A 25,822-nucleotide genomic window follows, 5' to 3' on the forward strand; every position below is an offset into this window, starting at 1 on the left:
ACCCTTGATATCGGCGGCCCCGTCGCCACCGGCCGGCAAGCCGCCGGTCGGAAGGCGTTGGCCGGCGGGCGTTGACGGTAGAATCGCCGCCCCATGATTTCCTTCCGCAATTTCGCCCTCCGGCGCGGCGAACGCCTGCTCCTGTCCAACGTCGACCTGGCCCTGCACGCGGGCTGGCGCGTCGGCGTGGTCGGCCGCAACGGCGCCGGCAAGTCCTCCCTGTTTGCTGCGCTGATGCGCGAGGTCGAGCCCGACAAGGGCGACCTGGACCTGCCGGGCAAGGCGCGCGTCGCCTCGGTGGCGCAGGAGACCCCGCACCTGCCGGACCCCGCCATCGACTTCGTGCTGTCCGGCGACGCCGCCGTGCACGCTGCCATCCAGATGGAAGCCAACGCCTTCGCGGCCGAGGACTGGGAGGCGGTGGCCGAGGCGCACCAGCGGCTGGAGGAAGTGAACGGTTACGACGGCACCGCCCGCGCGGGCCGCCTGCTGCACGGGCTGGGGTTCCCGGCCGATGTGCACGAGAAGCCGGTGTCCGACTTCTCCGGCGGCTGGCGGGTGCGCCTGAACGTGGCGCGCGCGCTGATGACGCCGTCGGACCTGCTGCTGCTCGACGAGCCCACCAACCACCTCGACCTCGACGCCGTGGTCTGGCTGGAAGAGTGGCTGAAGCGCTACGACGGCACCCTGCTGGTGATCAGCCACGACCGCGAGTTCCTCGACAACGTCACCACCCACATCCTGCACCTGCACGACGGCACCGCGAAGCTCTACGTCGGCAATTACACCGACTTCGAGCGCCAGCGCGCCGAGCACCTGCGCCAACAGCAGATCGCGCACGAGAAGGAGCAGGCCGAGCGCGCCCACCTGCAGAAGTTCATCGACCGCTTCAAGGCCAAGGCCAGCAAGGCCCGGCAGGCGCAGTCCAGGGTCAAGCGCCTGGCCAAGCTGGCCGGCACCGAGGCGGTGCGGGTGGAGCGCGGGCTGCGGATCGATTTCCCCGAGCCGCTGCGGCTGCCGAACTCCCTGCTGTCGCTGCACGACGCCAACTGCGGCTACGGCGCGGATGCGAAGATCCTCTCCAATGCCAGCTTCGGGCTGGAGGCCGGCGACCGCATCGGCCTGCTCGGCCCCAACGGCGCCGGCAAGTCGACGCTGGTGAAGACCCTGGTGGGCGAGCTGGCGCCGCTGTCCGGCGAGCGCAAGGCCCACCCGGACCTGCGCATCGGCTACTTCGCCCAGCACACGGTGGAGTCGCTGGTGGCCGGCACCACGCCGCTGGACCACCTGCGCAAGCTGGCGCCGGACGTGGCCAACCAGGAGCTGCGCGACTTCCTCGGCAAGTGGAACTTCCCGGGCGACCGCGCCTTCGAGGTCATCGATACCTTCAGCGGCGGCGAGAAGGCGCGGCTGGCACTGGCGCTGATCGCGTACCGCCGGCCCAACGTGCTGCTGCTGGACGAGCCCACCAACCACCTCGACCTCGACATGCGCGAGGCCCTGGCCGAGGCGCTGTCCGACTTCGACGGCGCCATCGTGATGGTCAGCCATGATCGCCACCTGATCGGCCTGGTCTGCGACAGCTTCTGGCGCGTGGCTGGCGGCAAGGTCGAGCCGTTCGACGGCGACCTCGACGAATACGCCGCGTGGCTGCGCTCGCGGCCCGGCAGCGACAACCCGAAGACCCCGGCCCCGAAGGCGGAGCCGGCGCTCGCCAAGCCCGCGCCGCCGCCCGCGCCGGCCAAGCCCAAGATCAACCCGCACAAGCTGCAGAAGGCCGAGGAACGGGTCGCACGGCTGGAAGGGAAGCTGGCCGAATGCGAGGCGCAGATGGCCGATCCTGCGGTCTATGCCGACGCCGGCAGGGTGGCCGACATCGGGCGCCAGCAGATGCAGCTGCGCGCCGAACTGGACGAAGCCGAGGCGGAATTGCTGGCACTCTACGACTGACGCCGTGCCAGATCCGTCGCCCGTGCCGCATACGCTCGACAACCCGTTCTGGACCGCCCTGCGCGAATTGCACGGGGCCTTCGCGCAGGGTGCCGGCGAGGTCCTGCACTACCCGCCCGACATCGCGCCGTTCGTGGCCATTGCGCATCTGGACGTGGCCATGGTGGCGCCCTCGACACCCTGCTGCCCGATCGCGAACCCGCGGTCAGGCTGGGGGTGGCGCCGGCGGCGCTGTCGTCGCGCTGGCGGCTGGATCCGCCGGAGCTGCTGGCGCAGATGACCTGCGATGCCGCCCTGCCGGTGCCGGACGGCCCGCCCATCCTGCCGTTGCAGGGCGCCGGCCAGCAGGCCGATGCGCACGGCCTGACGGCCTTGGTGTACCCGCACTATTTCCGCGCGCGGACCATGGCGTTGGGCCGCTACTTCGGCATCTACCTGCCCGACGCGACGGGGCGGACCAGGCTGGCGGCGATGATCGGCGAACGCCTGGGGGGTGCCGGCTATCGCGAGCAGAGCGCGATCTGCACGCATCCGGAATTCACCGGCCTCGGGCTTGCGCGGCGCCTGACCGCCTGGCTGGCCAACCGCCTGCAGGACGAGGGGCTGCAGCCGCTCCTCCACGTCAGCCACGGCAACCTGCGCGCCCGCGCGCTCTACCAGGGCATGGGCTTCCGCACCCGGCGCGACCTGCCGCTGTGGCGCATCGGGCGGGCCTGACCGATTTGTCCGGCGGATGCCGGCGGGGTAGCTTGTGCGGATGAAGCCCCGCTTGCGCATTGTCCCTGCCGTCCTCCTCGCCCTCGTCTTCGGCGCCCATGCGGCCGCGCCTTCCCCGGCGACGCCCGCCGACGCCTTCCTGGCGGCCATCGCGACGCACTGCGGCAAGGCGTACGCCGGGCGGATCGTCGCCAACGAACCGCGCCAGGAGAAGCCGGACGCATTCGAAGGCAAGCCGTTGGTCATGCACGTGCGCGGCTGCGAGGCGCCGGCGCAAGGGCTGCGCATCCCCTTCCACGTCGGCGACGATCGTTCGCGCACCTGGGTGCTGACCCGCACCGCCGATGGGCTGCGTCTGAAGCACGACCACCGCCATGCCGATGGCAGCCCGGATGCGGTGACCCTGTATGGCGGCGATACCATCGATGCGGGCACGCCGCTGCGGCAGGTCTTCCCGGTGGATGCCGAATCCCGCGCGATGTTCGAGCGCGAGGGCCTGGGCGCCTCGCTGCAGAACGCTTGGGCGATGGAAATCGAGCCGGGCAAGCGTTTCCTGTACGAGCTGCGCCGGCCGGGCGGGCGCCTGTTCCAGGTCGAGTTCGACCTCACCGCGCCGGTGCCGCTGCCGCCGGCACCGTGGGGACAGTGACCTGTCCGCGGCCTGATCGACGCGCGTGTTGAAACCGCGCCTTCCGTCCCCACCTCGCTCCCGTCGTTTCCCTGCCGCCATTGCCATGCCGATCTACGCCTTCGCCTGCGCCGCCTGTGGCCATCACTTCGACAAGCTGCAGAAGCTGTCCGACGCCGATCCCGCCGCCTGCCCGGCCTGCGGCGCGGAAGGGCAGGTGCGCCGGCAGCTGACCGCCCCGCAGTTCCGCCTGGCCGGCGGCGGCTGGTACGAAACCGACTTCAAGAAGGACGGCGACAAGAAGCGCAACCTGGCCGGCGACGCCGCCAAGCCCGCGGAGAGCAAGCCCGAGGCGGCCAAGCCCGCTGCGGAAAGCAAGCCGGCCAGCGGCGACTGAGTCCACGCCAATTGGGTCCGTCATGCCCACGCAGGCGGGCAAGCCGTGTCTCGAAAAGCGAAAAATCAGGACGGCCGCCCATGCGGGAGTGACGAGCGTTACGGCTTTCAATGTCACGAGTCGCCCAAATCTTCCCGGCGGGGCGGGGGAGGCCGCGCAACCCAGCGGATATCGGGCCGCGACTTGCGCGGCCTCCCCTGTTCCGCCGTCAGGATGACCGGCGCTTTTCCCTCCGTCTCGCCACATACCCCTTCGGCCAAGCGTGCCGCGTCTGCCGGCCGAACCCCGCACTACCCTCGGCGCCAGACCGTCCGGGGCGCGCGCGGCTGCCGCTCCCGCATCGGCTAAAATGCCCGGCTCGCGCCGGCGCCACGCCCGCGCGCCCCTGCGCCCCCCGGAGCTTCCATGCGTACCCATTTCTGCGGCCTGATCGACGACGCGTTGATCGGCCAGACCGTCACCCTCTGCGGCTGGGCCGACGTCGCCCGCAACATGGGCCAGATCGTGTTCATCGACCTGCGCGACCACGAGGGCATCGTGCAGATCGTCGCCGAACCGGCGGAGGCTGAAGGCAATGCCGGCATGCTGGCCGCTGCCGCTGCGGTGGGCTACGAGGACTGCCTGCGCATCACCGGCACCGTGCGCCGCCGCCAGTCGGTGAACGACAAGATCCGGACCGGTCAGGTCGAAGTGGTGGCCGAGACGATCGAGCTGCTGAACAAGGCCGAGCCGCTGCCGTTCCACCACCACGAGAACCCGGGCGAGGACATCCGCCTGAAGTACCGCTACCTGGACCTGCGCAGCCCGGACATGCAGCGCAAGCTGCGCACCCGCACCAAGCTGGTGTCGGCGCTGCGCCACTACCTCGACGCGCGCGGCTTCCAGGACATCGAAACCCCGATCCTGACCAAGGCCACGCCCGAGGGCGCGCGCGACTTCCTGGTGCCGGCGCGCATGCACCCCGGCGAGTTCTACGCGCTGCCGCAGAGCCCGCAGCTGTTCAAGCAGATCCTGATGATGGCGGGCTTCGACCGCTACTACCAGATCGCCCGCTGCTTCCGCGACGAGGCCCTGCGCGCCGACCGCCAGCTGGAATTCACCCAGCTCGACATGGAGTTCGCCTGGGTATCCGAGCGCGACGTGCAGGACCTCACCGAGGACATGATCCGCAGCGTGTTCCGCGAAGTGATCGGCGCGGAGCTGGAAGCGCAGTTCCCGCGCATGACCTGGGCCGAGGCGATGCGCCGCTTTGGCTCCGACAAGCCCGACCTGCGCATCGCGCTGGAGCTGGTGGACGTGGCCGAACTGGTCAAGGATTGCGAGTTCTCGGTGTTCACCGGCGCCGCCAACGACGCGGATGGCCGCGTAGCGGCGCTGCGCATCCCCGGCGGCGCCGCGCTGTCGCGCAAGCAGATCGACGAGTACGCCGCGCACGCCGCCAAGTACGGCGCCAAGGGCCTGGCCTATGCCAAGATCGACGAGGCCGGCGCGGTCACTTCGCCGGTGGCCAAGTTCTTCGCCGAAGGCGCGTTCGAGGCGGTGCTCAAGCACGTCGGCGCCGGCAACGGCGACATCGTGTTTTTCGGTGCCGGCGCCTACAACAAGGTCAGCGACTTCATGGGCGCGGTGCGGCTGAAGGCCGGCAAGGATTTCAATCTTGTCGCCGACGGCTGGGCGCCGCTGTGGGTCACCGACTTCCCGATGTTCGAATGGGACGAGGAAGAGCAGCGCTTTGTCGCCCTGCACCATCCCTTCACCGCGCCGGCGGTGGATTCCATCGACGACCTGCGCGCCAACGCCCGCACCGCGGTGAGCCGCGGCTACGACATGGTGCTCAACGGCAACGAGATCGGCGGCGGTTCGATCCGCATCCACCGCCCGCAGATGCAGGCGGCGGTGTTCGACCTGCTCGGCATCGGCGCCGACGAGCAGCGCGCCAAGTTCGGCTTCCTGCTGGACGCGCTGAAGTACGGCGCGCCGCCGCACGGCGGCATCGCCTTCGGCATCGACCGCATCGCCGCGCTGATGGCCGGCACCGAGTCGATCCGCGACGTCATCGCCTTCCCCAAGACCACCGGCGCGCAGTGCCTGATGACCGATGCGCCCTCAAAGATCGCGGACGCGCAGCTGGCGGAAGTGCACGTGCAGGTGCGGCCGCAGGCGTGAGCGCCACGATCCGCCGCGCCGCGCCTGCCGACGCCGCCGTGCTGGCGGAGCTGGGCGCGGCGACCTTCGTGGAGACTTTCGGGCATCTGTACACGCCCGAAGACCTGCAGGCGTTCCTCGACGAAAGCCACGGCGTCGAAGCGTATGCCAAGACCCTGGCGGATCCGCGCTACGCGCTGTGGATCGCCGAAGACGATGCGGGCCGCGCCATCGGCTATGCGCAGGCCGGCCCGTGCGGGTTGCCGCATGCCGATGTGCGGCCGGAGGACGGCGAGCTGAAGCGCCTGTACGTCCGTGCGGGCATCCAGAACGCCGGCACCGGCCGCGCGCTGATGGATGCGGCAATGGCGTGGCTGCTGCGCGACGGTCCGCGCACGCTGTGGCTGTCGGTGTGGTCGGAGAATCCCGGCGCGCAGCGCTTCTACGCGCGCTACGGCTTCGCCTTCGCCGGCGAATACGCGTTCATCGTGGGCGCCCAGCGCGACCGCGAGTTCATGTACCGGCGGCCTGCGCAACCGTAACTCGCGCCTACCCGGACTTGTGGCGCTGCGGTGGCGGCCACAGGTTGTCCGGAACCATCCGCTGATCGCCTGCCCCATGACGCGTCGCCTGCTGCTTGTCCACGGCCTGCACAACGCCCGCTGGTGGCTGGTGCCGCTGGCTGCGCGGCTCCGCAGCCAGGGCTTCGAGCCGGAGCCGTTCGGCTATGCCAGCGTGGTGGGCGGCCCGGAACGGGCCATCCGATCCCTGGTCGGACGCCTGCGGGACGCGCCGGTCGACGGCGTCGTCGGGCACAGCCTGGGCGGCCTGATCGCGCTGGAGGCGCTGCGGCAGGCACCCGATGCAGCGGTGTCGCGGGTGGTCTGCCTCGGTTCGCCGCTGCGCGGAAGCCGGATCGCGCGCGACGTGGCGGCGCGTGCATGGACGCGGCCCCTGCTGGGCCGCAGTGCGGCGCTGCTGCAGGCCGGACTGGCGTCCTGGGAGGGGCCAGCGGCGCTGGGCGTGGTCGCGGGCGATGTGGCGCAGGGCATGGGCCGGCTGTTCGCCCGCTTCGACGGCGCGTCCGACGGCACCGTGGCGCTGGAGGAAACCCGGCTGCCCGGGCTGGCCGATCATTGCGTGGTCCACTGCAGCCATGCCGGGCTGGTGTGGTCGGCGGAGGCGGCAAGGCAGGCGGGACATTTCCTGCGCGCGGGCCGGTTCCTCCCGGCGCTCTGACGATCCGCTCCGGCGTCCGCCTCAGTCCCGATCGGCCGGCAGTTCCCGCAGCGCCGGCAGCGCCTCGCGGCGGCCATCCAGCAGGCCGCGGCTGAGCCGGTCGCCCTCGATGAACAGCAGTTGCCCGGTCCGGCCGCGCTTGAGGCCGCCGTCGATGGCGATCACCCGGCCGTCGTGGAAGCTGGCCACTTCGCCGACCGTGGTGTGGCCGACGACGATCCGCGCGACGCCCAGCTCCGCCGCCAGCGCGCGCACGGCGGGCGTGTCCAGCTGGCCGTCGAAATAGCCGCGGTACCAGATCGGACTGGCCTTGTGGTCGTACAGGCGGGCCAGGCGCAGGTCGGCCTCCAGCGTCGCCTTGGGCGTGCCGAGGCTGTGCTGGTAGGCGGCATTGGTCGCGGCCGCAGCGACCGCCAGTTCGAGGTTGGCCGGCGAGATACCGCCGTGCACGAACAGGGTGTCGCCAAGCCGCAGCAGCGCCGGGCGCGTGCGCAGCCACTGCCCTAGCACCGAATCGGCGGCGTACAGGGCGTCGTATTTGCGGCCCAGCCGGCGGGCGTTGTCGATCAGCGTCGGGTGCACGTAGCGGGTGCTGCCGTACAGCGCCATCGTTTCGTGGTTGCCCAGCAGGAAATGCACGGCGCCGCCGGCAGCGCGCGCCTGCTGCTGCAGCTGGAACAGCAGCCACAGCGTTTCGGCCACGTCCTCGCCGCGGTCGAACACGTCGCCGGCCACCACCAGGTGGTCGCGGCCGGCGTTCCACTGGTCCTGCCCGTCGATCACGCCGTTGGCGCGCAGCAGCCGCAGCGTCAGGCCGTACTGGCCGTGGAGGTCGGAGATGGCGATGATGCGCGCGCCCGCGGGCAGCGGCGCTTCGCCCGCGGCGATCCGCGCCGGGATCGCCAGCGCGCGCGGATAGCCGCAGCGTGGCTTGATGCGGGTGCCGTCGCGCGCGGGAAAGCTCCGGCGCACAACCTTTCCCTTGCATACCCACAGCGCCTCAAGGCGGTTGCCCGGCGCGCGGAACACGTAGGGGCCGTCGCCGTCGATGGCCGCAGGGGCGGGTTCGGTGGCGGCGCAGGCGGTGGTCGCAGCCGCAAGGCAGCCCAGGAGCAGGCTTCGGCCCAGGATGGCTAGAACGGATCGGACGGTGGCGGCCATGGAGTATCCGGCAAGGGGCTTGCGGCACGGTAAGACGGGCCATGTTAAGCGGCACCTGAGATTCGAGCACGCAGTCGGAGCGGTCGCCGTATAATCCGCCGCTTCGCATTTCCGGCCGGATACTGTCATGGGACGTGGCCCCTCCATCGAAGCCCGCAAGAACGCGCAGGACGCGCAGCGCGGCAAGATCTTCACCAAGGTGATCCGCGAAATTTCGGTGGCGGCGCGCGCCGGCGGCGGCGATCCGCACAGCAACCCGCGGCTGCGCTCGGCGATCGACAAGGGCCTGGCGGTCAACATGACCAAGGACGTGATCGAGCGCGCCATCAAGAAGGCCACCGGCGAGCTGGAAGGCGTGGTCTACGAGGAGATCCGCTACGAGGGCTACGGCGCGGGCGGGGTGGCGGTGATCGTCGACTGCCTGACCGACAACCGCGTGCGCACCGTGGCCGATGTCCGCCATGCGTTCGGCAAGTTCGGCGGCAACCTCGGCACCGAGGGCTCGGTGTCCTTCATGTTCCACAAGCTCGGCGTGCTCAGCTACGACGCCGGCGCGGACGAGGACGCGATCACCGAGGCCGCCATCGAGGCCGGCGCCGATGACGTGGTGGTGTACCCGGAAGACGGCGCCATCGACGTGCTGACCTCGCCCGAGGCCTTTGCCGGCGTGAAGGCGGCGATGGAGTCGGCCGGGCTGGCCCCGGGCTTCGCCGAAGTCACCATGCGCGCCGACAACGACACCGCGGTGGCCGGCGAGACCGCCGAGCAGGTGCAGAAGCTGCTGCGCTGGCTGGAAGACATGGACGATGTCCAGGACGTCTATTCCAACGCGGCCGGCTTGGGCTGAGCCCGCCTGAGGCCGCGCTGTCCGATGGTTTCCAATCTGCAATCCGGAAGCGGGCGCGCGGCGACGGTGAGGGTGCTGGGGATCGACCCCGGTTCCCAGCGCACCGGCGTTGGCATCATCGATGTCGCTGCCGACGGCAAAGTGACGCACGTCCACCACCAGCCGCTGGTCCTGCTGGACGCCGAATCCTTCCCGCTTCGCCTGCGCAAGCTGCTGGACGGGCTGTGGGCGCTGATCGAGCAGTACCGGCCGGACGAGGTTGGGGTGGAGCAGGTGTTCCTGTCCAACAACGCGATGAGCGCGCTCAAGCTGGGCCAGGCCCGCGGCGCGGCAGTGGCCGCCTGCGTGGCCCGCGACCTGCCGGTGAGCGAATATGCCGCCAAGGAAATCAAGCTGGCGCTGGTGGGCAGCGGCGGCGCCGACAAGCTGCAGGTGCAGCACATGGTGGGGGTGATGCTGGGACTTCCGGGCAAGCTGCAGGCGGACGCCGCCGACGCATTGGCGGTGGCGATCACCCATGCGCATGTCCGCGCCAGCGCCAACCGGCTGGGCGTGGATGCGCGCGCAGCCTGGGGCCGCAAGGGCAGGGGTAGGCGATGATCGGGCGACTGAAAGGCATCCTCATCCACAAGGCGCCGCCGTGGCTGGTGGTGGACGTGCACGGCGTGGGCTACGAGCTGGAGGCGCCGATGAGCACCTTCTACGACCTGCCGGACGTGGGCCGCGAGGTGTTCCTGTTCACCCACCACGCGCAGAAGGAAGACAGCGTCTCGCTGTACGGCTTCCTGCGCGAAGCCGAGCGCCGGCTGTTCCGCGACGTGCAGAAGGTCTCCGGCATCGGGGCGAAGATCGCGCTGGCGGTGCTGTCCGGGGCGTCCGTCGAAGAGTTCGCGCGGCTGGTGCAGACCTCCGACGTGACCGCGCTGACCCGCATCCCCGGCATCGGCAAGAAGACCGCCGAGCGCATGGTGGTGGAGCTGCGCGACCGCGCGGCCGACCTGGCCGGCGGCCCGGTCGCGGCCAGCGCCGGGATGCCGGGCGATCCGCTGTCCGAGGCCATTACCGCCCTGCAGGCCTTGGGCTACAAACCCGCCGAGGCCGAGCGCATGGCGAAGAAGGCCGCCGCCGACGGCGACGCCGCCGAAACCATCATCCGCAAGGCGCTGCAGTCGGCGCTGCGCTGAACCGCCTCCCGCTGCCCCGTCTTTCCCTGCGAGCACCCATGAGCACTCCCGCACAGCCGTCGCATGCGCATGGCGTCCAGTCCGGCAAGGCTGCCGGGCTGGCGCTGGTGGTGGGCGCCATCGGCGTCGTCTTCGGGGACATCGGCACCAGTCCGCTGTACACGCTGAAGGAGGCGTTCTCGCCGCACTACGGCCTGCGCAACGACCACGACACCGTGCTGGGCGTGCTGTCGCTGGCGTTCTGGGCGCTGAACATCGTGGTCACTCTGAAGTACGTGACCATCATCATGCGCGCCGACAACGACGGCGAGGGCGGGATCATGGCGCTGATGGCGCTGGCCCAGCGCACCCTCAGCAAGGGGTCGCGCTCGGCCTACGTGGTCGGCATCCTCGGCATCTTCGGCGCCTCGCTATTCTTCGGCGACGGCGTCATCACCCCCGCCATCACCGTGATGGGCGCGGTGGAAGGGCTTGAGGTGGCGGCGCCAGGGCTGGAACGCTTCGTGGTGCCGATCGCCCTGGTGGTACTGGCGGGGCTGTTCGCCGCGCAGCGTTTCGGCACCGAGCGGGTGGGCAAGGTCTTCGGCCCGGTGATGGTGGTGTGGTTCCTGGCGCTGGCGGCGATCGGGGTGTGGAACGTGATCGCCACCCCCGAGGTGCTGAAGGCGTTCAATCCGTGGTGGGGGGCGCGCTTCTTCGTCGAGCATGGCTGGCATGGCGTGTTCATCCTCGGCGCGGTGGTGCTTGCGGTCACCGGCGGCGAGGCGCTGTACGCGGACATGGGCCATTTCGGCGCGCCGCCGATCCGCCACGGCTGGTACTTCTTCGTGCTGCCCTGCCTGATGCTGAACTACCTCGGCCAGGGCGCGGTGGTGCTGCAGCGCCCCGGCGCGGTGTCCAACCCGTTCTACGAGGCGGTGCCGGAGTGGGCGCTGTATCCGATGATCGTGCTGGCGACGATGGCGGCGGTGATCGCCTCGCAGTCGGTCATCACCGGCGCGTTCTCGGTGTCGCGGCAGGCCATGCAGCTGGGCTACATCCCGCGCATGCGGATCAAGCACACCTCGCACGACACCATCGGGCAGATCTACATCCCAGGCATCAACTGGGGGCTGGCGCTGCTGGTGTTCGGGCTGGTGCTGGCGTTCCGCAGCTCCTCCAACCTGGCGGTGGCCTACGGCATCTCGGTATCGGCGACGATGCTGATCGACACCCTGCTGCTGGCGCTGGTGGCGCGCATGCTGTGGCCGCGCGCGCGGCACTGGATCGTGGCGCTGTGCCTGGGCTTCCTGGTGGTGGACGTGGCCTTCGTGGCCGCTAACGGCGCCAAGCTGCTGCAGGGCGCATGGTTCCCGGTGGTGCTGGGCATCGTGCTGTTCACCATGATGCGGACCTGGCGGCGTGGGCGCGAGCTGCTCAACGCGGAGATCCACAAGGAAGGGATCCGGCTGGATACCTTCCTGCCCGGGCTGATGCTGGCGCCGCCGGTGCGGGTACCGGGCACCGCGGTGTTCCTCACCGCAAGTCCGGTGGTGGTGCCGCATGCGCTGCTGCACAACCTCAAGCACAACAAGGTGCTGCACGAACGCAACGTGTTCTTGACGGTGGAAACGCTCAACGTGCCGTACGCGCCGGAGGAAAAGCGGCTGAAGATCGAATCCATCGGCGGCCAGGATTTCCACCGGGTGCTGATCCGCTACGGTTTCATGGAGACGCCCGACGTGCCGCTGGCGCTGATGCGCAGCTGCGACCAGTGCGACCTCACCTTCAACCCGATGGACACCACCTATTTCGTCAGCCGCGAAAGCATTGTTGCCGGCCACCGCCGCGGCATGCCGACCTGGCGCGACAAGCTGTTCGTCTTCATGCACCGCAACGCCGCGCCGGCCACGACCTTCTTCCGTATTCCGGGCAACCGGCTGGTGGAGTTGGGCGCGCAGGTCGAGATCTGAGGCGCGGGCCGGATTCGCACCCGCTCAGGCGTTGCCGTCGCAGTCGTTCGGGCCTTCGGCCACTGCCAGCCGCCAGGTGTCGCGGCCTGCGGCCTTGGCCTGGTACAGCGCGCCGTCGGCGAGCTGTACCAGCGCGGCGGCGTCGGTCTGGCCGCATCCGCTCATGCCCACGCCGATGCTGGCGGTGACATGCAGGGTCAGCTCCCCCAGCGTCATCGGCTCGCGCATGGCGGTCGCCAGCTTGTTCGCCACGAACTGCAGGCTTTGCGTGGTGGCGATGTCCTCCACCAGCACCGCGAATTCGTCGCCGCCCAGCCGGACGCCCAGGTCCACCGAGCGAATGCAGCCGCTCAGGCGCCGCGCGAACTCGCGCAGCACCAGGTCGCCAACCGCGTGGCCATGGGTGTCGTTGACGGACTTGAAGTAATCCAGGTCGATGTACAGCAGTCCCACCCGGGTGCGGTTGCGCCCGCCGCGCGCCAGCGCCAGCGCAATGCGCTCGTCGAACAGCAGGCGATTGGCCAGCCCGGTGAGCGGGTCGCGCCGGATCTGCTGCTCCAGCGCCAGTTCGGCTTCCACGCGCGAGGTCACGTCGCGGCCGGAATACACCAGCGCGGCGCGGCCGTTGGCGTCGGTGACGCTGCGCACGTTGGCCGCCAGCCAGATGTAATGCCCCTGCTTGTGCCGGCAGCGGTACACGATGCTGGCCAAGCCGCCCTTTTCATACAGGGAGTCCATCGTGTCGCGCAGGATCGCTACGTCTTCCGGGTGGATCAGCTCCCAGCGCTGCTGGTCGTATTCCTCGCGCGTCCAGCCCAGCAGCTCGGTCACCGAGGGCGAGATGTAGTCCAGGTTGCGATGGGTGCCCACGCGGATGATCAGGTCGCGGGAATAGTCGGCCAGCATCCGGTACTGTCGTTCGCTGCGTGCCACCCGATGGGTCAGCACCCGTCGCTCCGCCAGCACCGAGGCCACCGGGAAGGCCACCCAGCAGCAGCACAGCAGGTACAGCTGCAGCTGGTACGAGCGGACCAGGTCATTGGTTTCCGAGCCCAGCACGAACGGGCCACGTCCCGCGGAAGTGGCCATGGCCGCTATCAGGGCGATCACCGCGATGGCCGGGACGAAGCCGCTGAAGTGGTGCCGCAGCACGCAGACCATCAGTGGCGGCAGCAGCAGGAAGGCAACCGGCAGTTGGCCGCGCTCGAACACCAGCCAGCTGCTGATCGCGATGACCAGCAGCGTGACCACCAGTTCCAGGCGTCGCGCCGGCGGGCCCAGCATGCGCCGTCCTTCCGCACGGACGATGACGGTCAGCGCGCCGAAAATCACCATGCCCAGCGCATGCGAGGCCAGCCAGGTCTTGAACAGGGGGGCGAAGCCAAAGGACTGCGGCAGCAGGATGTGGCGCGCGGCCGCCGCCACCAGCGCCGACAAGGCACAGGACACCAGGACGGCAAGGCCGCTGACGCGCAGGGTGCGATTGATGTTGCCCAGCTGGCGCACGTCCACGCGTGGAACCACCAGCGCCGCCGCAAGCCACGTTTCCATCACGTCGCACAGGCTCAGCACCAGGGTCACCAGTCCCAACCCGTTGCGCTGGACGTTGGCCGCCAGGATTCCCAACAGTGCGGCGACCAGATAACCGCCCCATGCCTGCCTGGGCGCGGACAGCAGGACGCCGAACAGGACGCCGCCCGGCAACCACAACATCGAGAACCCCAACGGGCCCGCAGCCAGGTGGATCGACCACCAGCCACAGGCTGCCATTGCCGCCGCGAACAAGGCAAACCAGGGCAAATGTCGGGCTATCGGGACGGCCGGGCCCGTCGCGGCGTGGGTCATGCCTGCAGCATAGGTGGCAGGCAGCAGGCCCGCAACAGACGGTCGCGCCAGCCAGCACGGCACGATGCGGCGCGGCAGGCGATAATCGACGCATGACCGACGACCGCATCATCGCCCCCGGCGCCACTCGCGAAGACGAGGCGCTGGAAGCCAGCATCCGCCCGAAGCTTTTGTCCGAGTACCTCGGCCAGCAGCCGGTGCGCGAGCAGATGCAGATCTACATCGAGGCGGCCAAGGGCCGCGGCGAAGCGCTCGACCACGTGCTGATCTTCGGCCCGCCCGGGCTGGGCAAGACCACGCTGAGCCACGTCATCGCCAACGAGCTGGGCGTGAACCTGCGGGTGACCTCCGGGCCGGTGATCGAGAAGGCCGGCGACCTGGCCGCGCTGCTGACCAACCTGCAGCCGTTTGACGTGCTGTTCGTCGACGAGATCCACCGCCTGTCGCCGGTGGTCGAGGAAATCCTCTACCCGGCGATGGAGGACTGCCAGATCGACATCATGATCGGCGAGGGCCCGGCCGCGCGTTCGATCAAGCTGGACCTGCCGCCGTTCACCCTGATCGGCGCCACCACCCGCGCCGGCCTGCTGACCGCGCCGCTGCGCGACCGCTTCGGCATCGTCCAGCGGCTGGAGTTCTACTCGGCCGACGAACTGGCGCGAATCGTGCGCCGCTCCGCGCAGATCCTCGGCATCGCCTGCGACGCCGAGGGCGCCGGCGAGCTGGCGCGGCGCTCGCGCGGCACCCCGCGCATCGCCAACCGGCTGCTGCGGCGGGTGCGCGACTACGCGCAGGTCAAGGGCAACGGCACTATAGACACAGCCATCGCGCGCGCGGCGATGGACATGCTGAAGGTCGACCCGGAGGGTTTCGACGAACTCGACCGGCGCATGCTCGGCATCATCATCGACGCCTTCGACGGGGGGCCGGTCGGGGTGGAATCGCTGGCCGCGGCGCTGAGCGAGGAGCGCGGCACGCTGGAAGACGTGATCGAGCCCTACCTGATCCAGCAGGGCTTCCTGGTGCGCACCGCGCGTGGACGCATGGCCACGCCGAAGGCCTACCGTCACCTCGGCTTCAAGCCCAAGGCGACCACGCCGGGGCTGTTCGAGGCCGACAATGGCTGAGCCGTTCACCTGGCCGGTGCGCGTGTACTGGGAAGATACCGACGCCGGCGGCGTGGTCTACCACGCGCAGTACCTCGCCTTCATGGAACGCGCGCGCAGCGAATGGCTGCGCGGGCTGGGCCTGCACCAGGACGCCATGAAGCGCGACGCCGACCTGGTGTTCGTGGTGCGCGCGATGGACGTGGACTTCCGCGCCCCGGCCCGGCTGGACGATCAGCTGTCGGTCAGCGTGCGTCTGCTGGAATGCCGTGGCGCCAGCCTGGTGCTGGCGCAGCGGATCGAACGCGACGGCGCGCTGCTGGTCGCAGCTTCGGTGAAGATCGCCGCGCTGCGCGCGTCGAGCTTCCGCCCGTGTCCGTTGCCGGACTCCCTGTCATCGAAACTCAAGCCGCTGTTGGAGAACCCTTGATGCTCGCATCGACGATGCTGCAATCGCTGCCGCAAGCGCTGCCCGATACCGCCGCCGCCGGCACCGTGGAACTGGCCAGTACCGGCGCGCAGGCTGCTGCGGTCCAAAGCGACCAGGGCATCGACATCCTGCAACTGGTGCTGCACGCCAGCCTGCCGGTGCAGCTGGTGATGCTGTTGCTGCTGCTGGCCTCGCTGGCGTCGTGGGTGATCATTTTGCGCAAGAAGCGGGTGCTGGACCGCGCCGAACGCGAGGCCGACCGCTTCGAGGAGACGTTCTGGTCCGGCACCGAGCTGACCAAACTCTATGCATCCGCCACCGAGCGGCACCGCAACGTCGAAGGTCTGGAGGCGATCTTCGAGGCCGGCATGCGCGAGTTCAACCGCATCCGCCAGCGCCGCGGCGTGGACGCGCGGATGCAGCTGGAAGGCGCGCAGCGCGGCATGCGCGCGGCCACCTCGCGCGAGCTGGACGGGCTGGAGCGCAACCTCGAGTTCCTCGCCAACGTCGGTTCGATCAGCCCCTACGTCGGCCTGTTCGGCACCGTGTGGGGCATCATGATTTCGTTCCAGGGCCTGGCCAGCATGAAGGAGGCGACGATCGCAACGGTCGCGCCCGGCATCTCGGAGGCGCTGGTCGCCACCGCGATGGGCCTGTTTGCGGCGATCCCGGCGGTCTGGGCCTACAACCGCTATGCCACCCGCGCCGAGCGCATCGCGGTGCGCTACGAGACCTTCGGCGAGGAGTTCTCCTCGATCCTGCAGCGCCAGACCCACGGCGACGACTGAGGCGCGCATGGCCACCGCATCCACCCGCCGCGCGCGCAAGCGCAGGCTCAAGGCCGAGATCAACGTCGTCCCCTACATCGACGTGATGCTGGTGCTGCTGATCATCTTCATGGTGACCGCGCCGCTGCTCAACGTGGGCGTGGACGTGAACCTGCCGCAGGCCGATGCCAAGACCCTGGAGCAGAAGAAGAAGAAGCCGGTGGTGGTGCAGGTCGGCAAGGACGGCGCGCTGGCGCTGACCTACGAGGGCGTGGATCGCCCGCAGGCGGTGGATGCCGAACAACTGGTCGCCAAGGTGCGCGCCTTCGTCGATGCCGATCCTGAGCTGGCGGTATACGTGGCCGGCGACCGCGACGTCAGCTACCAGTCGGTTTACGAAATCCTGTCGCTGCTGCAGCGCGATGCCAAGGTCGCGCGCGCTGGACTGATGGGCGAACCGAAGCCGTGACGGGCCGCGGGTGAAGCAGACGCGCACCGACACCTGGACCGCCCTCGCGCAGGCGCTGGCCCTGCACGTGCTGCTGTTCGTGCTCATGTTCGCCGGGCTGCGCTGGTCGCAGCACAGCGTGGCCGAGGCCGCGCAGGGCGATCCCATCGAAGCCGACCTGGTGGCGGTGTCCGACCTCAGCGCTTCCATGCAGCGCGCGCTGCAGCGCGCGCCCAAGGCGCAACCCGCGCCGCCGCCGGCGCCGGAAACACCGGAACCGCTGCCAGAACCCGTGCCCGACGAGGTGACGCCCCCGCCGCAGCCGAGGGCGCTGCCGCCGCCGGTGCCGGAGCCCGCGCCGGTGGAACAGGAGAAGGTGCAGCGCGACGCGCCTTCGCCGGAGGTGGCCAAGGTGCCGCGCGAGCAGGAGCAGAAGCGCCGGCAGCCCGACCAGGCCGAACTGGACGCGAAGAAGCAGGCCGAGCAGGAACGCGAAAGACAGCGCCAGCTTGCGGAAATCCGCAGACTGCGCGAGCAGGCCGCGCGCGAGCGCAGCATGGCCGAGCAGCGCGCGCAGCAGCTGGCCGATGCGCGCAATCCGGGCACATCGACCGTGCCACCGCCGCCCGGCAACCGCGGCACCGACCCGGGCCTGCAGGCCAAGTACGCCGCCGCGCTGCAGCAGGCGATCCTGCGCCAGTGGATCCGCCCGGAAACCGTGGCGCTGGGCCAGCGCTGCCGCATCTCGATCCGCCAGCTGCAGGGCGGCGAGGTGGTCGATGTCGAAGTGTCGCCGTCGTGCCCGTACGACGCGGCGGGCCGGCAGTCGGTGGAGCGCGCCATCTACAAGGCCTCGCCGCTGCCCTATGCCGGCTTCGAGACGGTGTTCAACCGCAACCTCGACCTGAATTTCGTGGCGGAAGACCGCTGACCGTCACCGCGGCGTGCGCCGGCACGTGGCAAGCTCCCGCAGTCCGCTGGCGTTCATCCAGCCATCACCCTGATCGTCCAACCTATTCATCTTGTTCCTGCCAGTGAGGCCGCATGAAGCGCATCGCCCGCCGCCTGCTTGTCCCGCTGCTGTTGCTGCCCGCATGCACGGTGCTGGCGCAGTCGCGCAGTCTTGAGATCGACATCGTGGGCGGCAATGCCGCGGCCCTGCCGATCACGGTGGTGCCGTTCGGCGGCAGCTGCGGCGATACCGATGTCGGTGGCGTGGTGCGCGCCGACCTCGGCCGCTCCGGCCAGTTCCGCAGCCCCGACCCGGCCAGCCTGCCGGAGCGGCCCACCCAGGGCAGCGAGGTGGCCTATCCGACCTGGCGCATGCTCAAGCAGGACTATCTGTTGATCGGTCGCTGCGTCCCCGGTGGCGGCGGCTACCGCACCGAATACGAACTGTTCGACGTGGCCAAGCAGGAGCGCCTGCTGGGCTTCGCGCTGACCGCGCCGGCTGGCGCGATGCGCGACGTGGCCCACCAGATCGCCGACGCGGTGTACGAAAAGATCCTCGGCGTGCCCGGCGCGTTCTGGACCCGGATTGCCTATGTCACCGCCAGCGGACTGGGCCGCAGCACCCGCTACGCGCTGGTGGTGGCCGATGCCGACGGCTACAACCCGCGCACCGTGGTCAATTCCACCGAGCCGCTGCTGTCGCCGTCCTGGAGTCCCGACGGCCGCAAGCTGGCTTACGTCAGCTTCGAGGGCGGCAACTCCGGGATCTGGATCCAGGACATCGCCACCGGCAGCCGCGACAAGGTGACCAGCTTCCGCGGCATCAACGGCGCACCCGCGTTCTCGCCCGACGGCAGTCGCCTGGCCATGACCCTGTCCAAGGGCGGCAATCCCGACATCTACGTGATGGACCTGGGCAGCAAGCACCTGACCCAGCTCACCAATCATTTCGGCATCGACACCGAGCCGACCTGGAGCCACGACGGCGCCAGCCTCTATTTCACCTCCGACCGCGGTGGCCGCCCGCAGATCTACCAGATGCCCGCCAGTGGCGGCAGCGCCACCCGGGTCAGCTTCGACGGCAGCTACAACGCCAGCCCCTCGGTGTCGTTCGACGGCAAGAAGCTGGCCACCGCGCAGGGCGCCGGCAATACCTACCGCATCGCGCTGATGGACCGCAGCACCGGCGGCGCGCGCTGGAGCATGCTCTCGCCCGGCTCGCTGGACGAGTCGCCGAGTTTCGCGCCGAACGGGGCGATGCTGCTCTACGCAGCGCGCGAAGGCCGCCGCGGCGTGCTGTATGCAGTGTCCGCCGACGGCCGCGTGCGCCAGCGCCTGAGCCTGGGCGACGGCGACGTGCGCGAGCCTGCGTGGTCGCCTTACCGCAAGCGCTGACTCACCCCATCGTCACGCCGGAACCGGCTAGACTCCCTGTTCATCTTCAGCTTCACCGCATCCAAGACGAGGATATTCCGATGACTGTTTCGCTTTCGCACGTGGGCCGCTTCCTCACCCTCGCCGTGTTGGCTTCCGCCGTGGCTGTGGGCTGCTCCAAGAAGGTCAAGGAAACCCCGCCGGCCGAAACCCCGGTCGATACCGGCGCCACCACCACGCCGGTCACCAGCACCACGCCCGGCGCCTACACCCCGGCCGACCTCGACAGCGACGCCTGCCTGCGCCAGCGGGTGGTGTACTTCGATCTCGACCAGGATGCGCTGAAGCCGGAATTCCAGGCCGCCATGTCCTGCCATGCCAAGTACCTGCGCGACCGTCCGAGCGCGCGCCTGCGCCTGGAAGGCAACGCCGACGAGCGCGGCAGCCGCGAATACAACATGGGCCTGGGCGAGCGCCGCGGCAATGCCGTGTCCTCGGCCCTGCAGGCCAACGGCGGCGGCGCCAGCCAGCTCACCGTCATCAGCTACGGCGAGGAGCGCCCGGTCTGCAACGAGTCCGGCGAAGACTGCTGGTCGAAGAACCGCCGCGTCGAACTGGTCTACAGCGAGAAGTGATGCGTCCGGCGATCCTGCTGCCACTGGTGGCGATGCTGCTGGCATCGCCGCTGGCCGTGGCCCAGCGCGCCAGCCTGGCCGACCGCGTCGCGGCGCTTGAAGCCCGCGGCGCCGGCGACCAGAACGGCGTCGCGCTGGTCAACCAGGTGTCCGCCCTGCAGGCGGAAGTGCAGGCGCTGCGCGGCCAGATGGAAGAACTGCAGCAGCAGCTGGAGCAGGCCAGGCAGAGCCAGCGCGTGCAGTACCTGGACCTGAGCGGCCGGCTCGACCGGCTGGAGGGCGGCGCCCCGGCTCCGGCCACTGCGCCGCAACCGGGGGAGCCGGTCGCGGCCGGCGCGCCGCCGGTGGCCCAGCCCGCTTCCGCAGCGGCCGCAACGCCGGTCGCGGGCGCGCAGAACGAGCAGGGTGCCTACGCCCATGCCTTCGAAGCATTGAAGAGCGGCGACTACGTCGAGTCGTCGCGCCGCCTGCGCGATTTCCTTGCCGCCTTCCCGGCCGGGCAGTTGGCGCCGAACGCGCTGTACTGGCTCGGCGAGAGTTACTACGTCACCCAGAACTACGCGCTGGCCGCCGATCAGTTCCGCGCCCTGCTGGACCGCTATCCCGGCAACGACAAGGCGCCCGGTGCGCTGCTCAAGCTGGGCCTGGCCCAATACGGGCTGCGCCAGAACGAGGCGGCGATGGCCACGCTGCGGCAGGTGGCCGAGCGCTATCCGGGCAGCGATGCCGCACGCATCGCCGATGATCGTTTGCGCTCGATGCATCTGGCCGGCAACCGCTAAAATACCCGCATGAACGCCGTTGCCGATGCGGCCGCCGCATCGGCGGCCAGCCAGACAGAGCGCCTCAAGCTCACCGAAATCTTCCTGTCGCTGCAGGGCGAAGCCCGCGATGCCGGCTGGCCGACGGTGTTCGTGCGCCTGACCGGCTGCCCGCTGCGCTGCCAGTACTGCGATACCGCCTACGCCTTCCACGGCGGGCAGTGGTGGGACATCGACGCCATCCTGGCGGAAGTGGCCCGCCTTGGCGCGCGCCACGTTTGCGTCACCGGCGGCGAGCCGCTGGCGCAGAAGCGCTGCCTCGCGCTGCTGGAAAGGTTGTGCGATGCCGGCTACGTGGTCTCGCTGGAAACCTCCGGCGCGCTCGACATCGCCGGCGTCGACGCGCGCGTCTCGCGCGTGCTGGATATCAAGACGCCGGGCTCGGGCGAGGCGGCGCGCAACCTGTGGGGCAACCTGCCGCTGCTGACCCCGCACGACCAGGTGAAATTCGTCATCTGCTCGCGCGAGGATTACGACTGGGCCAAGGGCGTGCTGGCCGACCACCGCCTGCACGAGTGCTGCGACGTACTGTTTTCGCCCAGCGCCGCGCAGGTGGCTGCGCGCGAACTTGCGGACTGGATCGTGGCCGACCGGCTGCCGGTGCGCTTCCAGATGCAGCTGCACAAGCTGCTGTGGAACGACGAGCCGGGCAAATGAGCGCCTTCGACGGCATTCCCGCGCAGGCGGGAATCGCTCCTGCTCTTCGCTTCCCCCGAAGCAACGGCGACAGCAACATCAAGCGCGATTCCCGCCTGCGCGGGAATGACGGTTTCAAGGATCCCCGGCAATGATCGAATCTTCAAAACCCGCGGTCGTCCTGGTGTCCGGCGGCATGGATTCCGCCGTCGTCCTGGCCATCGCGAAGGAGGCGGGCTTTGCGCCGTACGCCCTGAGCGTGCGCTACGGCCAGCGCCACACTTCCGAGCTGGACGCCGCCGCGCGCGTGGCCGCGGCGCTGGGCGCGGTGGCCCACAAGACCGTCAACGTGGACCTGCGCAGCATCGGCGGTTCGGCGCTGACCGACGAGGAGATCCAGGTTCCCACCGACGCCGATGGCCATGTGATCGGCGAAGGCATCCCGTCCACCTACGTGCCTGCGCGCAACACCATCATGCTGTCGGTGGCGCTGGGCTGGGCCGAGGTGCTGGGCAGCACCGACCTGTTCTGCGGGGTCAATGCGGTGGATTATTCCGGCTATCCGGATTGCCGGCCGGAGTTCGTCGCCGGCTTCGAGGCGCTGGCCAACCTGGCCACCAAGGCCGGCGTGGAGGGCAGCCGCTTCCGCGTGCACGCGCCGCTGATGCGGATGTCCAAGGCCGACATCGCCCGCGAGGGCCTGCGCCTGGGCGTGGATTTCGCGCAGACCGTCAGCTGCTACCAGGCCGATGCCGATGGCCGCGCCTGCGGCCATTGCGACGCCTGCCGCCTGCGCGCGCAGGGCTTCGCCGAAGCCGGCATCATCGATCCCACCCGCTACGCCAGCGCCGGCATCGGTTAGAATGCGCGCCCCGGTGCAATGCCGGGTGTTGTCTCAACGGGTTGGTAGCTCAGTCGGTAGAGCATCGGACTTTTAATCCGCTGGTCCTGGGTTCGATTCCCAGCCAACCCACCATCGCCGCACGGCAGTCGGTTTCCGGATCGGACTCAACCCGCTGGTCCTGGGTTCGATTCCCAGCCAACCCACCATTGCCGCGCAGCAGTCGGTTTCCGGATCGGACTCAACCCACCTCCAGTCTCGGCATCGCCAGTGCTGCGCCGGCCTGTTCGGTGGAGCGGGCGGCATAACGGCTGGCAAAGCGGACGTGCTCGACGAAGGCGGACTCGGGTCGCTGTGCCAGCGACGCGGCCAGCGCGCCATTGAAGGCGTCGCCGGCGCCGGTGGTGTCGATGGCCTGCGCGGGCTCCGCCGAGATGCGGTAGCAGGGCGCGGTGTCGCCGCGCGGTACGGCATCCGCGTGCGAGACGAAGCAGCCGCTGGCGCCGAGGGTGACGATGACGCTGCCGTGCGGCAGCAGCTCGCGGCAGAGCGCGTGCAGGCGCGGCTGGTCGAGGCTGGCCACGGCGTCGGCTTCGATCCGTTCCCCGACGTGGCGGCCGACCAAGGCGGCGAATTCGGTTTCGTTCGGGGTCAGGATGTCGGCCCGCACCAGCATGGTCTCGTCGATGGCGACGTTGGCGGGGGCCGGGTTGAGTATCGCGGTGGCGCCGGCGGCACGGGCCGCATCCAGTGCCCGGGCGACCGCGTCCAGCGGCGATTCCAGCTGCGCCAGCACCACGTCGGCGGCTGCCGCGTCGCCCAGCGCGCCCGCGACATGGTCGGCGGCCAGGGTCGCGTTCGCGCCGGCGCCGATCACGATGCAGTTGCGGCCCTGTGCGTCCACGTAGATGCCGGCGGTGCCGGTGGGGTCGGCGACCACCGCGGCGCGCAGGTCGATACCGTCGGCGCTGCAGAGGGCGCGCGCCAGCTGTGCACCCAGATCCTCTCCCAGCGCGCAGACGAAGCGCGTGGCCGCGCCCGCACGGCGCGCCGCGACGGCCTGGTTGAAACCCTTGCCGCCAGGCCCGGTGGCGTAGCTGCCGCTCAGGGTGGCGCCGTGGGCGGGCAGCGAGGCCACCCGCCAGACGTGGTCGACGTTGAACGAGCCGACGATGAGGACGCGCGCGGCGCTCACGGGTTGCCCACGTCGGCCGGACCATGTGCCGGCACCACCCGGTGCGGCTGGTGGCGGTGCTTGAACAGCGGCACGAAGGCCACCGCCATCGCAAGCGCATACAGCGCGAAGGCGGTCCAGATGCCCTGCCAGTCCTTGACGCCGGCGGCGTCGGTGTACCAGCGATCAATCACGAAACCGGCGGCCAGGCTCCCCAGCACTGCGCCGACGCCGTTGGTCATCAGCATGTACAGGCCCTGCGCCGACGCGCGGATCTTCGGGTCGGCCTGTTGTTCGACGAACAGGCTGCCGGAGATGTTGAAGAAGTCGAACGCCATGCCATAGACGATGCACGACATCACGATCATCCACAGCCCCGGGCCGGGGTCGCCGTAGGCGAACAGGCCGAAGCGCAGGAACCAGGCCACCATGCTGATGGTCATCACTGTCTTGATGCCGAAGCGCTTCAGGAAGAACGGGATGGTCAGGATGAACAGCGTCTCGCTGATTTGCGAGATCGACATGATGATGGCGGGGTATTTCACCGCAAGCGTGTCGGCATAGGCCGGGTTGTTCTCGAACTCGCCGAGGAATGTGCCGCCATAGGCGTTGGTCAGCTGCAGCGCTGCGCCCAGCAGCATCGCGAACACGAAGAACACCGCCATGTTGCGGTCGCGGAACAGCCGGAACGAGGTCAACCCCAGCACGTCCAGCAGCGAGCGGCTTTCGGCCAGCGCCATGCGCGGCGGCGCAGGCGGCAGGGTGAAGGCGTACAGGCCGAGCGCGAACGCGGCCCCGGCGGCGACGTAGAACTGCCCCGGCGATTTCTCCAGCCCCAGCAGGCTGGTCGTCCACATCGCGGCGATGAAGCCGACCGTGCCCCAGACGCGGATCGGCGGATAGTCGCGGATCACGTCCAGGCCTTCCCGCTTCAGGGCGTTGTAGGCCACGGCGATCGCCAGCGAGATGGTGGGCATGTAGCACAGCATCGTCGCCAGGATCAGCCAGAAGAACTGGTTGGGATCGGAGGCCTGCGGCAGCAGGCACAGGAACACGCCGCCCAGGATGTGCAGGGCGCCGTACAGCTTTTCGGCATTGATCCAGCGGTCGGCAACGATGCCCAGCAGCGAGGGCATGAACAAGGCGGAGATGCCCATGGTCGAGAAGATCGCGCCGAAGCTGGTGCCGGACCATCCACGGTTCTCGAACCAGTAGCGGCCGATGGTGATCAGCCACGCCCCCCAGACGAAGAACTGGAGGAAGTTCATGATGGTCAGGCGCAGCTTCAGGCTCACGGAGTCTCCCATGCGAGGCGGTACGGTGCGCCTGCACGGCGCAGGTTAGTCATGGCGGGCATTGCGGGCAAGCGGAACCCGGCGGGATCAGCGCGCCACCACCCGGTTGCGGCCTTCCAGCTTGGCCTGGGACAGGCGCAGGTCGGCCCGGCGCATCAGCTGCGACAGGTCGGCGCCGTCCTGCGGGCAGCTGGCGAGGCCGGCGCTGAAGGTGATCCGCAGCAGGTCGGCATCGGCATCGGCATCGGCCACGAAGGGACGGGTGGCGAGGTCGCGGCGCAGCGCTTCCAGCCTTTCCCACGCGCGCCCGGCGGGCAGCGGCATCAGCAGCACGAACTCCTCGCCGCCCAGCCGGACCAGCAGGTCGCCGGGCTCCAGCCCCTCGCGCAACACCCCCGCCGCGTGGCGCAGCGCACGGTCGCCGGTGGCGTGGCCGGCCTCGTCGTTGATGCGGCGGAAGAAGTCCAGGTTGATCAGGCCCAGTGCAAGCGAGCCGCCTTGCTCGCGCGCGCCGTCCAGCAGCGCGGGGAAATGGTGGACCAGCAGCGTGCGGTTGGGCAGGCCGGTCAGGCCATCGGTGCCGGAGAGCTCCACCAGCCGCTGCATGCGATAGACCACCGCGGCGGTGATCGCGGTGACGATGGCGATCAGCAGCACCCGCTGCAGCACGTTGGACACGCGGGCGGTGCCGTAATCGGCCGATGCCAACTGTTCGGGCGTCTGCGCCAGCGCGAACACCGCGGCAGCCAGCGCCGCGTACTGCAGCATCGCCAGCGCGCCGGTGTACAGGGTCAGCCGGCCGTCGTTGCGCAGCGCGGTCATGCAGACGGCGACCAGGTAGAACGCCCAAACCACCATGCTGTTGAGGCTGGCCGCCAGCGAGGACGGCGCCAGCAGCGCCAGCACGAAGGTGGTCAGCGACACGTCGTAGCTGGTGGTCACCCATGGCAGCCAGCGGAAGCGGCGCTGCTGGCGCGCCAGCAGCAGCAGTACCTGCGAAGCGGCCACGGCCAGGATCACCCCGAACATCCCGGCGATGCCTTCGGTGGGCATGTATTCGCCGGTGACGATGTTGACCAGCGGCAACAGCAGCAGCGCCAGCGACAGCGCCGCGCGCACTTTCGCCACCAGCAGCTCGCCACCGGCTCCCAGTTCCAGCATCAGCGCGTCGGGCGGTGCGCGCAGCTGCTGCCAGAACTCCCGCAGCTCCAGTCCGATCTTGTTCACGCATCTCCCCCGTAGACCGGCAGGATAGGGCGCGCGCGGCGACGGCTCAAAT

At 69.7% G+C, this 25,822-nt stretch carries 27 protein-coding genes and 1 tRNA gene; 23 read left to right on the forward strand and 5 right to left on the reverse strand.

What is annotated here, in order from left to right; translation table 11 throughout:
- The first annotated feature begins 93 nt into the window (after positions 1-93).
- The 7 genes from SPK54_RS04135 to SPK54_RS04165 all read left to right on the forward strand — a co-directional run bounded on the left by SPK54_RS04135 (position 94) and on the right by SPK54_RS04165 (position 7,076).
- Positions 94-1,950: an ABC-F family ATP-binding cassette domain-containing protein gene (locus SPK54_RS04135; RefSeq protein ID WP_330946662.1), complete on the forward strand. Its 1,857-nt coding sequence runs from the start codon at positions 94-96 to the stop codon at positions 1,948-1,950.
- A 216-nt stretch (positions 1,951-2,166) separates the two neighbouring features.
- Entirely contained in the window at positions 2,167-2,667 is a 501-nt protein-coding gene (locus SPK54_RS04140; protein ID WP_330946663.1) for a GNAT family N-acetyltransferase, read from the forward strand.
- 40 nt (positions 2,668-2,707) lie between these two features.
- Entirely contained in the window at positions 2,708-3,316 is a 609-nt protein-coding gene (locus SPK54_RS04145; RefSeq protein WP_330946664.1) for a hypothetical protein, read from the forward strand.
- Between the two features lie 85 nt (positions 3,317-3,401).
- Positions 3,402-3,692, forward strand: coding sequence for a zinc ribbon domain-containing protein (locus tag SPK54_RS04150; RefSeq protein WP_330946665.1), 291 nt, complete (start codon positions 3,402-3,404; stop codon positions 3,690-3,692).
- Between the two features lie 405 nt (positions 3,693-4,097).
- Entirely contained in the window at positions 4,098-5,858 is a 1,761-nt protein-coding gene (gene aspS / locus SPK54_RS04155; RefSeq protein ID WP_330946666.1) for an aspartate--tRNA ligase, read from the forward strand.
- Positions 5,855-6,379 (forward strand): GNAT family N-acetyltransferase, encoded by a 525-nt coding sequence (locus SPK54_RS04160; protein WP_330946667.1) that lies wholly within the window; start codon positions 5,855-5,857, stop codon positions 6,377-6,379. The genes aspS and SPK54_RS04160 overlap by 4 nt, the downstream gene beginning before the upstream one ends.
- Positions 6,380-6,455: 76 nt before the next feature.
- Positions 6,456-7,076 carry an alpha/beta fold hydrolase gene (locus SPK54_RS04165; RefSeq protein ID WP_330946668.1) on the forward strand — a complete coding sequence of 207 codons (621 nt, stop codon included), beginning with the start codon at positions 6,456-6,458 and terminating at the stop codon, positions 7,074-7,076.
- Between the two features lie 21 nt (positions 7,077-7,097).
- Here the strand turns inward: SPK54_RS04165 and SPK54_RS04170 are convergent, their stop codons facing one another.
- Positions 7,098-8,237: a metallophosphoesterase gene (locus SPK54_RS04170; RefSeq protein ID WP_330946669.1), complete on the reverse strand. Its 1,140-nt coding sequence runs from the start codon at positions 8,235-8,237 to the stop codon at positions 7,098-7,100.
- 127 nt (positions 8,238-8,364) lie between these two features.
- On the opposite strand from SPK54_RS04170, the gene SPK54_RS04175 reads away from it, so the two are divergent.
- From SPK54_RS04175 to SPK54_RS04190, 4 genes are read left to right on the forward strand one after another with little or no spacing between them, the layout of a single operon-like run.
- Positions 8,365-9,084 carry a YebC/PmpR family DNA-binding transcriptional regulator gene (locus SPK54_RS04175; RefSeq protein WP_330946670.1) on the forward strand — a complete coding sequence of 240 codons (720 nt, stop codon included), beginning with the start codon at positions 8,365-8,367 and terminating at the stop codon, positions 9,082-9,084.
- A 24-nt stretch (positions 9,085-9,108) separates the two neighbouring features.
- The gene (gene ruvC, locus SPK54_RS04180; RefSeq protein WP_330946671.1) at positions 9,109-9,684 is read left to right on the forward strand and encodes a crossover junction endodeoxyribonuclease RuvC; all 576 of its coding nucleotides are present in this window, start codon (positions 9,109-9,111) and stop codon (positions 9,682-9,684) included.
- Positions 9,681-10,268 carry a Holliday junction branch migration protein RuvA gene (gene ruvA, locus SPK54_RS04185; protein ID WP_330946672.1) on the forward strand — a complete coding sequence of 196 codons (588 nt, stop codon included), beginning with the start codon at positions 9,681-9,683 and terminating at the stop codon, positions 10,266-10,268. Before ruvC ends, ruvA begins: the two co-directional genes overlap by 4 nt.
- 38 nt (positions 10,269-10,306) lie before the next feature.
- Positions 10,307-12,220, forward strand: coding sequence for a potassium transporter Kup (locus SPK54_RS04190; protein WP_330946673.1), 1,914 nt, complete (start codon positions 10,307-10,309; stop codon positions 12,218-12,220).
- Between the two features lie 24 nt (positions 12,221-12,244).
- Here SPK54_RS04190 and SPK54_RS04195 read toward each other — a convergent pair whose 3' ends face one another.
- Entirely contained in the window at positions 12,245-14,065 is a 1,821-nt protein-coding gene (locus tag SPK54_RS04195) for a diguanylate cyclase (RefSeq protein ID WP_330946674.1), read from the reverse strand.
- A 92-nt stretch (positions 14,066-14,157) separates the two neighbouring features.
- On the opposite strand from SPK54_RS04195, the gene ruvB reads away from it, so the two are divergent.
- The 12 genes from ruvB (at position 14,158) to SPK54_RS04255 (ending at position 22,209) form a co-directional block, all read left to right on the forward strand.
- On the forward strand, positions 14,158-15,192 hold the full coding sequence (gene ruvB, locus SPK54_RS04200) for a Holliday junction branch migration DNA helicase RuvB (protein ID WP_330946675.1): 1,035 nt from the start codon (positions 14,158-14,160) through the stop codon (positions 15,190-15,192).
- Positions 15,185-15,601 carry a tol-pal system-associated acyl-CoA thioesterase gene (gene ybgC, locus SPK54_RS04205; RefSeq protein ID WP_330946676.1) on the forward strand — a complete coding sequence of 139 codons (417 nt, stop codon included), beginning with the start codon at positions 15,185-15,187 and terminating at the stop codon, positions 15,599-15,601. Before ruvB ends, ybgC begins: the two co-directional genes overlap by 8 nt.
- Positions 15,602-15,615: 14 nt before the next feature.
- The gene (gene tolQ / locus SPK54_RS04210; RefSeq protein WP_330946769.1) at positions 15,616-16,389 is read left to right on the forward strand and encodes a protein TolQ; all 774 of its coding nucleotides are present in this window, start codon (positions 15,616-15,618) and stop codon (positions 16,387-16,389) included.
- Between the two features lie 7 nt (positions 16,390-16,396).
- Positions 16,397-16,837, forward strand: a complete 441-nt coding sequence (gene tolR / locus SPK54_RS04215) for a protein TolR (protein ID WP_330946677.1) — start codon at positions 16,397-16,399, stop codon at positions 16,835-16,837.
- 10 nt (positions 16,838-16,847) lie between these two features.
- Positions 16,848-17,747 carry a cell envelope integrity protein TolA gene (locus SPK54_RS04220; protein ID WP_330946678.1) on the forward strand — a complete coding sequence of 300 codons (900 nt, stop codon included), beginning with the start codon at positions 16,848-16,850 and terminating at the stop codon, positions 17,745-17,747.
- Positions 17,748-17,860: 113 nt separating this feature from the next.
- Positions 17,861-19,162: a Tol-Pal system beta propeller repeat protein TolB gene (gene tolB / locus SPK54_RS04225; RefSeq protein ID WP_330946679.1), complete on the forward strand. Its 1,302-nt coding sequence runs from the start codon at positions 17,861-17,863 to the stop codon at positions 19,160-19,162.
- Positions 19,163-19,242: 80 nt separating this feature from the next.
- Positions 19,243-19,776, forward strand: a complete 534-nt coding sequence (gene pal, locus SPK54_RS04230; protein WP_330946680.1) for a peptidoglycan-associated lipoprotein Pal — start codon at positions 19,243-19,245, stop codon at positions 19,774-19,776.
- Complete coding sequence (gene ybgF / locus SPK54_RS04235; protein WP_330946681.1) at positions 19,776-20,558, forward strand: tol-pal system protein YbgF; 783 nt, start codon at positions 19,776-19,778, stop codon at positions 20,556-20,558. The genes pal and ybgF overlap by 1 nt, the downstream gene beginning before the upstream one ends.
- 9 nt (positions 20,559-20,567) lie before the next feature.
- Positions 20,568-21,254, forward strand: coding sequence for a 7-carboxy-7-deazaguanine synthase QueE (queE, locus tag SPK54_RS04240; RefSeq protein ID WP_330946682.1), 687 nt, complete (start codon positions 20,568-20,570; stop codon positions 21,252-21,254).
- The gene (locus SPK54_RS04245; protein ID WP_330946683.1) at positions 21,251-21,388 is read left to right on the forward strand and encodes a hypothetical protein; all 138 of its coding nucleotides are present in this window, start codon (positions 21,251-21,253) and stop codon (positions 21,386-21,388) included. Before queE ends, SPK54_RS04245 begins: the two co-directional genes overlap by 4 nt.
- Positions 21,385-22,095, forward strand: coding sequence for a 7-cyano-7-deazaguanine synthase QueC (queC, locus tag SPK54_RS04250; RefSeq protein WP_330946684.1), 711 nt, complete (start codon positions 21,385-21,387; stop codon positions 22,093-22,095). The genes SPK54_RS04245 and queC overlap by 4 nt, the downstream gene beginning before the upstream one ends.
- A 38-nt stretch (positions 22,096-22,133) precedes the next feature.
- Positions 22,134-22,209: transfer RNA gene (locus SPK54_RS04255), tRNA-Lys, on the forward strand.
- 106 nt (positions 22,210-22,315) lie between these two features.
- Here SPK54_RS04255 and SPK54_RS04260 read toward each other — a convergent pair.
- From SPK54_RS04260 to SPK54_RS04270, 3 genes are all read right to left on the reverse strand, one after another.
- Positions 22,316-23,269 carry a ribokinase gene (locus SPK54_RS04260; RefSeq protein WP_330946685.1) on the reverse strand — a complete coding sequence of 318 codons (954 nt, stop codon included), beginning with the start codon at positions 23,267-23,269 and terminating at the stop codon, positions 22,316-22,318.
- Complete coding sequence (locus tag SPK54_RS04265; RefSeq protein WP_330946686.1) at positions 23,266-24,543, reverse strand: nucleoside permease; 1,278 nt, start codon at positions 24,541-24,543, stop codon at positions 23,266-23,268. Before SPK54_RS04265 ends, SPK54_RS04260 begins: the two co-directional genes overlap by 4 nt.
- Positions 24,544-24,630: 87 nt before the next feature.
- The gene (locus tag SPK54_RS04270) at positions 24,631-25,770 is read right to left on the reverse strand and encodes a GGDEF domain-containing protein (RefSeq protein WP_330946687.1); all 1,140 of its coding nucleotides are present in this window, start codon (positions 25,768-25,770) and stop codon (positions 24,631-24,633) included.
- Positions 25,771-25,822 lie beyond the last annotated feature (52 nt).

It is taken from the genome of Thermomonas sp. LB-4, from assembly GCF_036409385.1.
Taxonomy (GTDB): domain Bacteria; phylum Pseudomonadota; class Gammaproteobacteria; order Xanthomonadales; family Xanthomonadaceae; genus Thermomonas.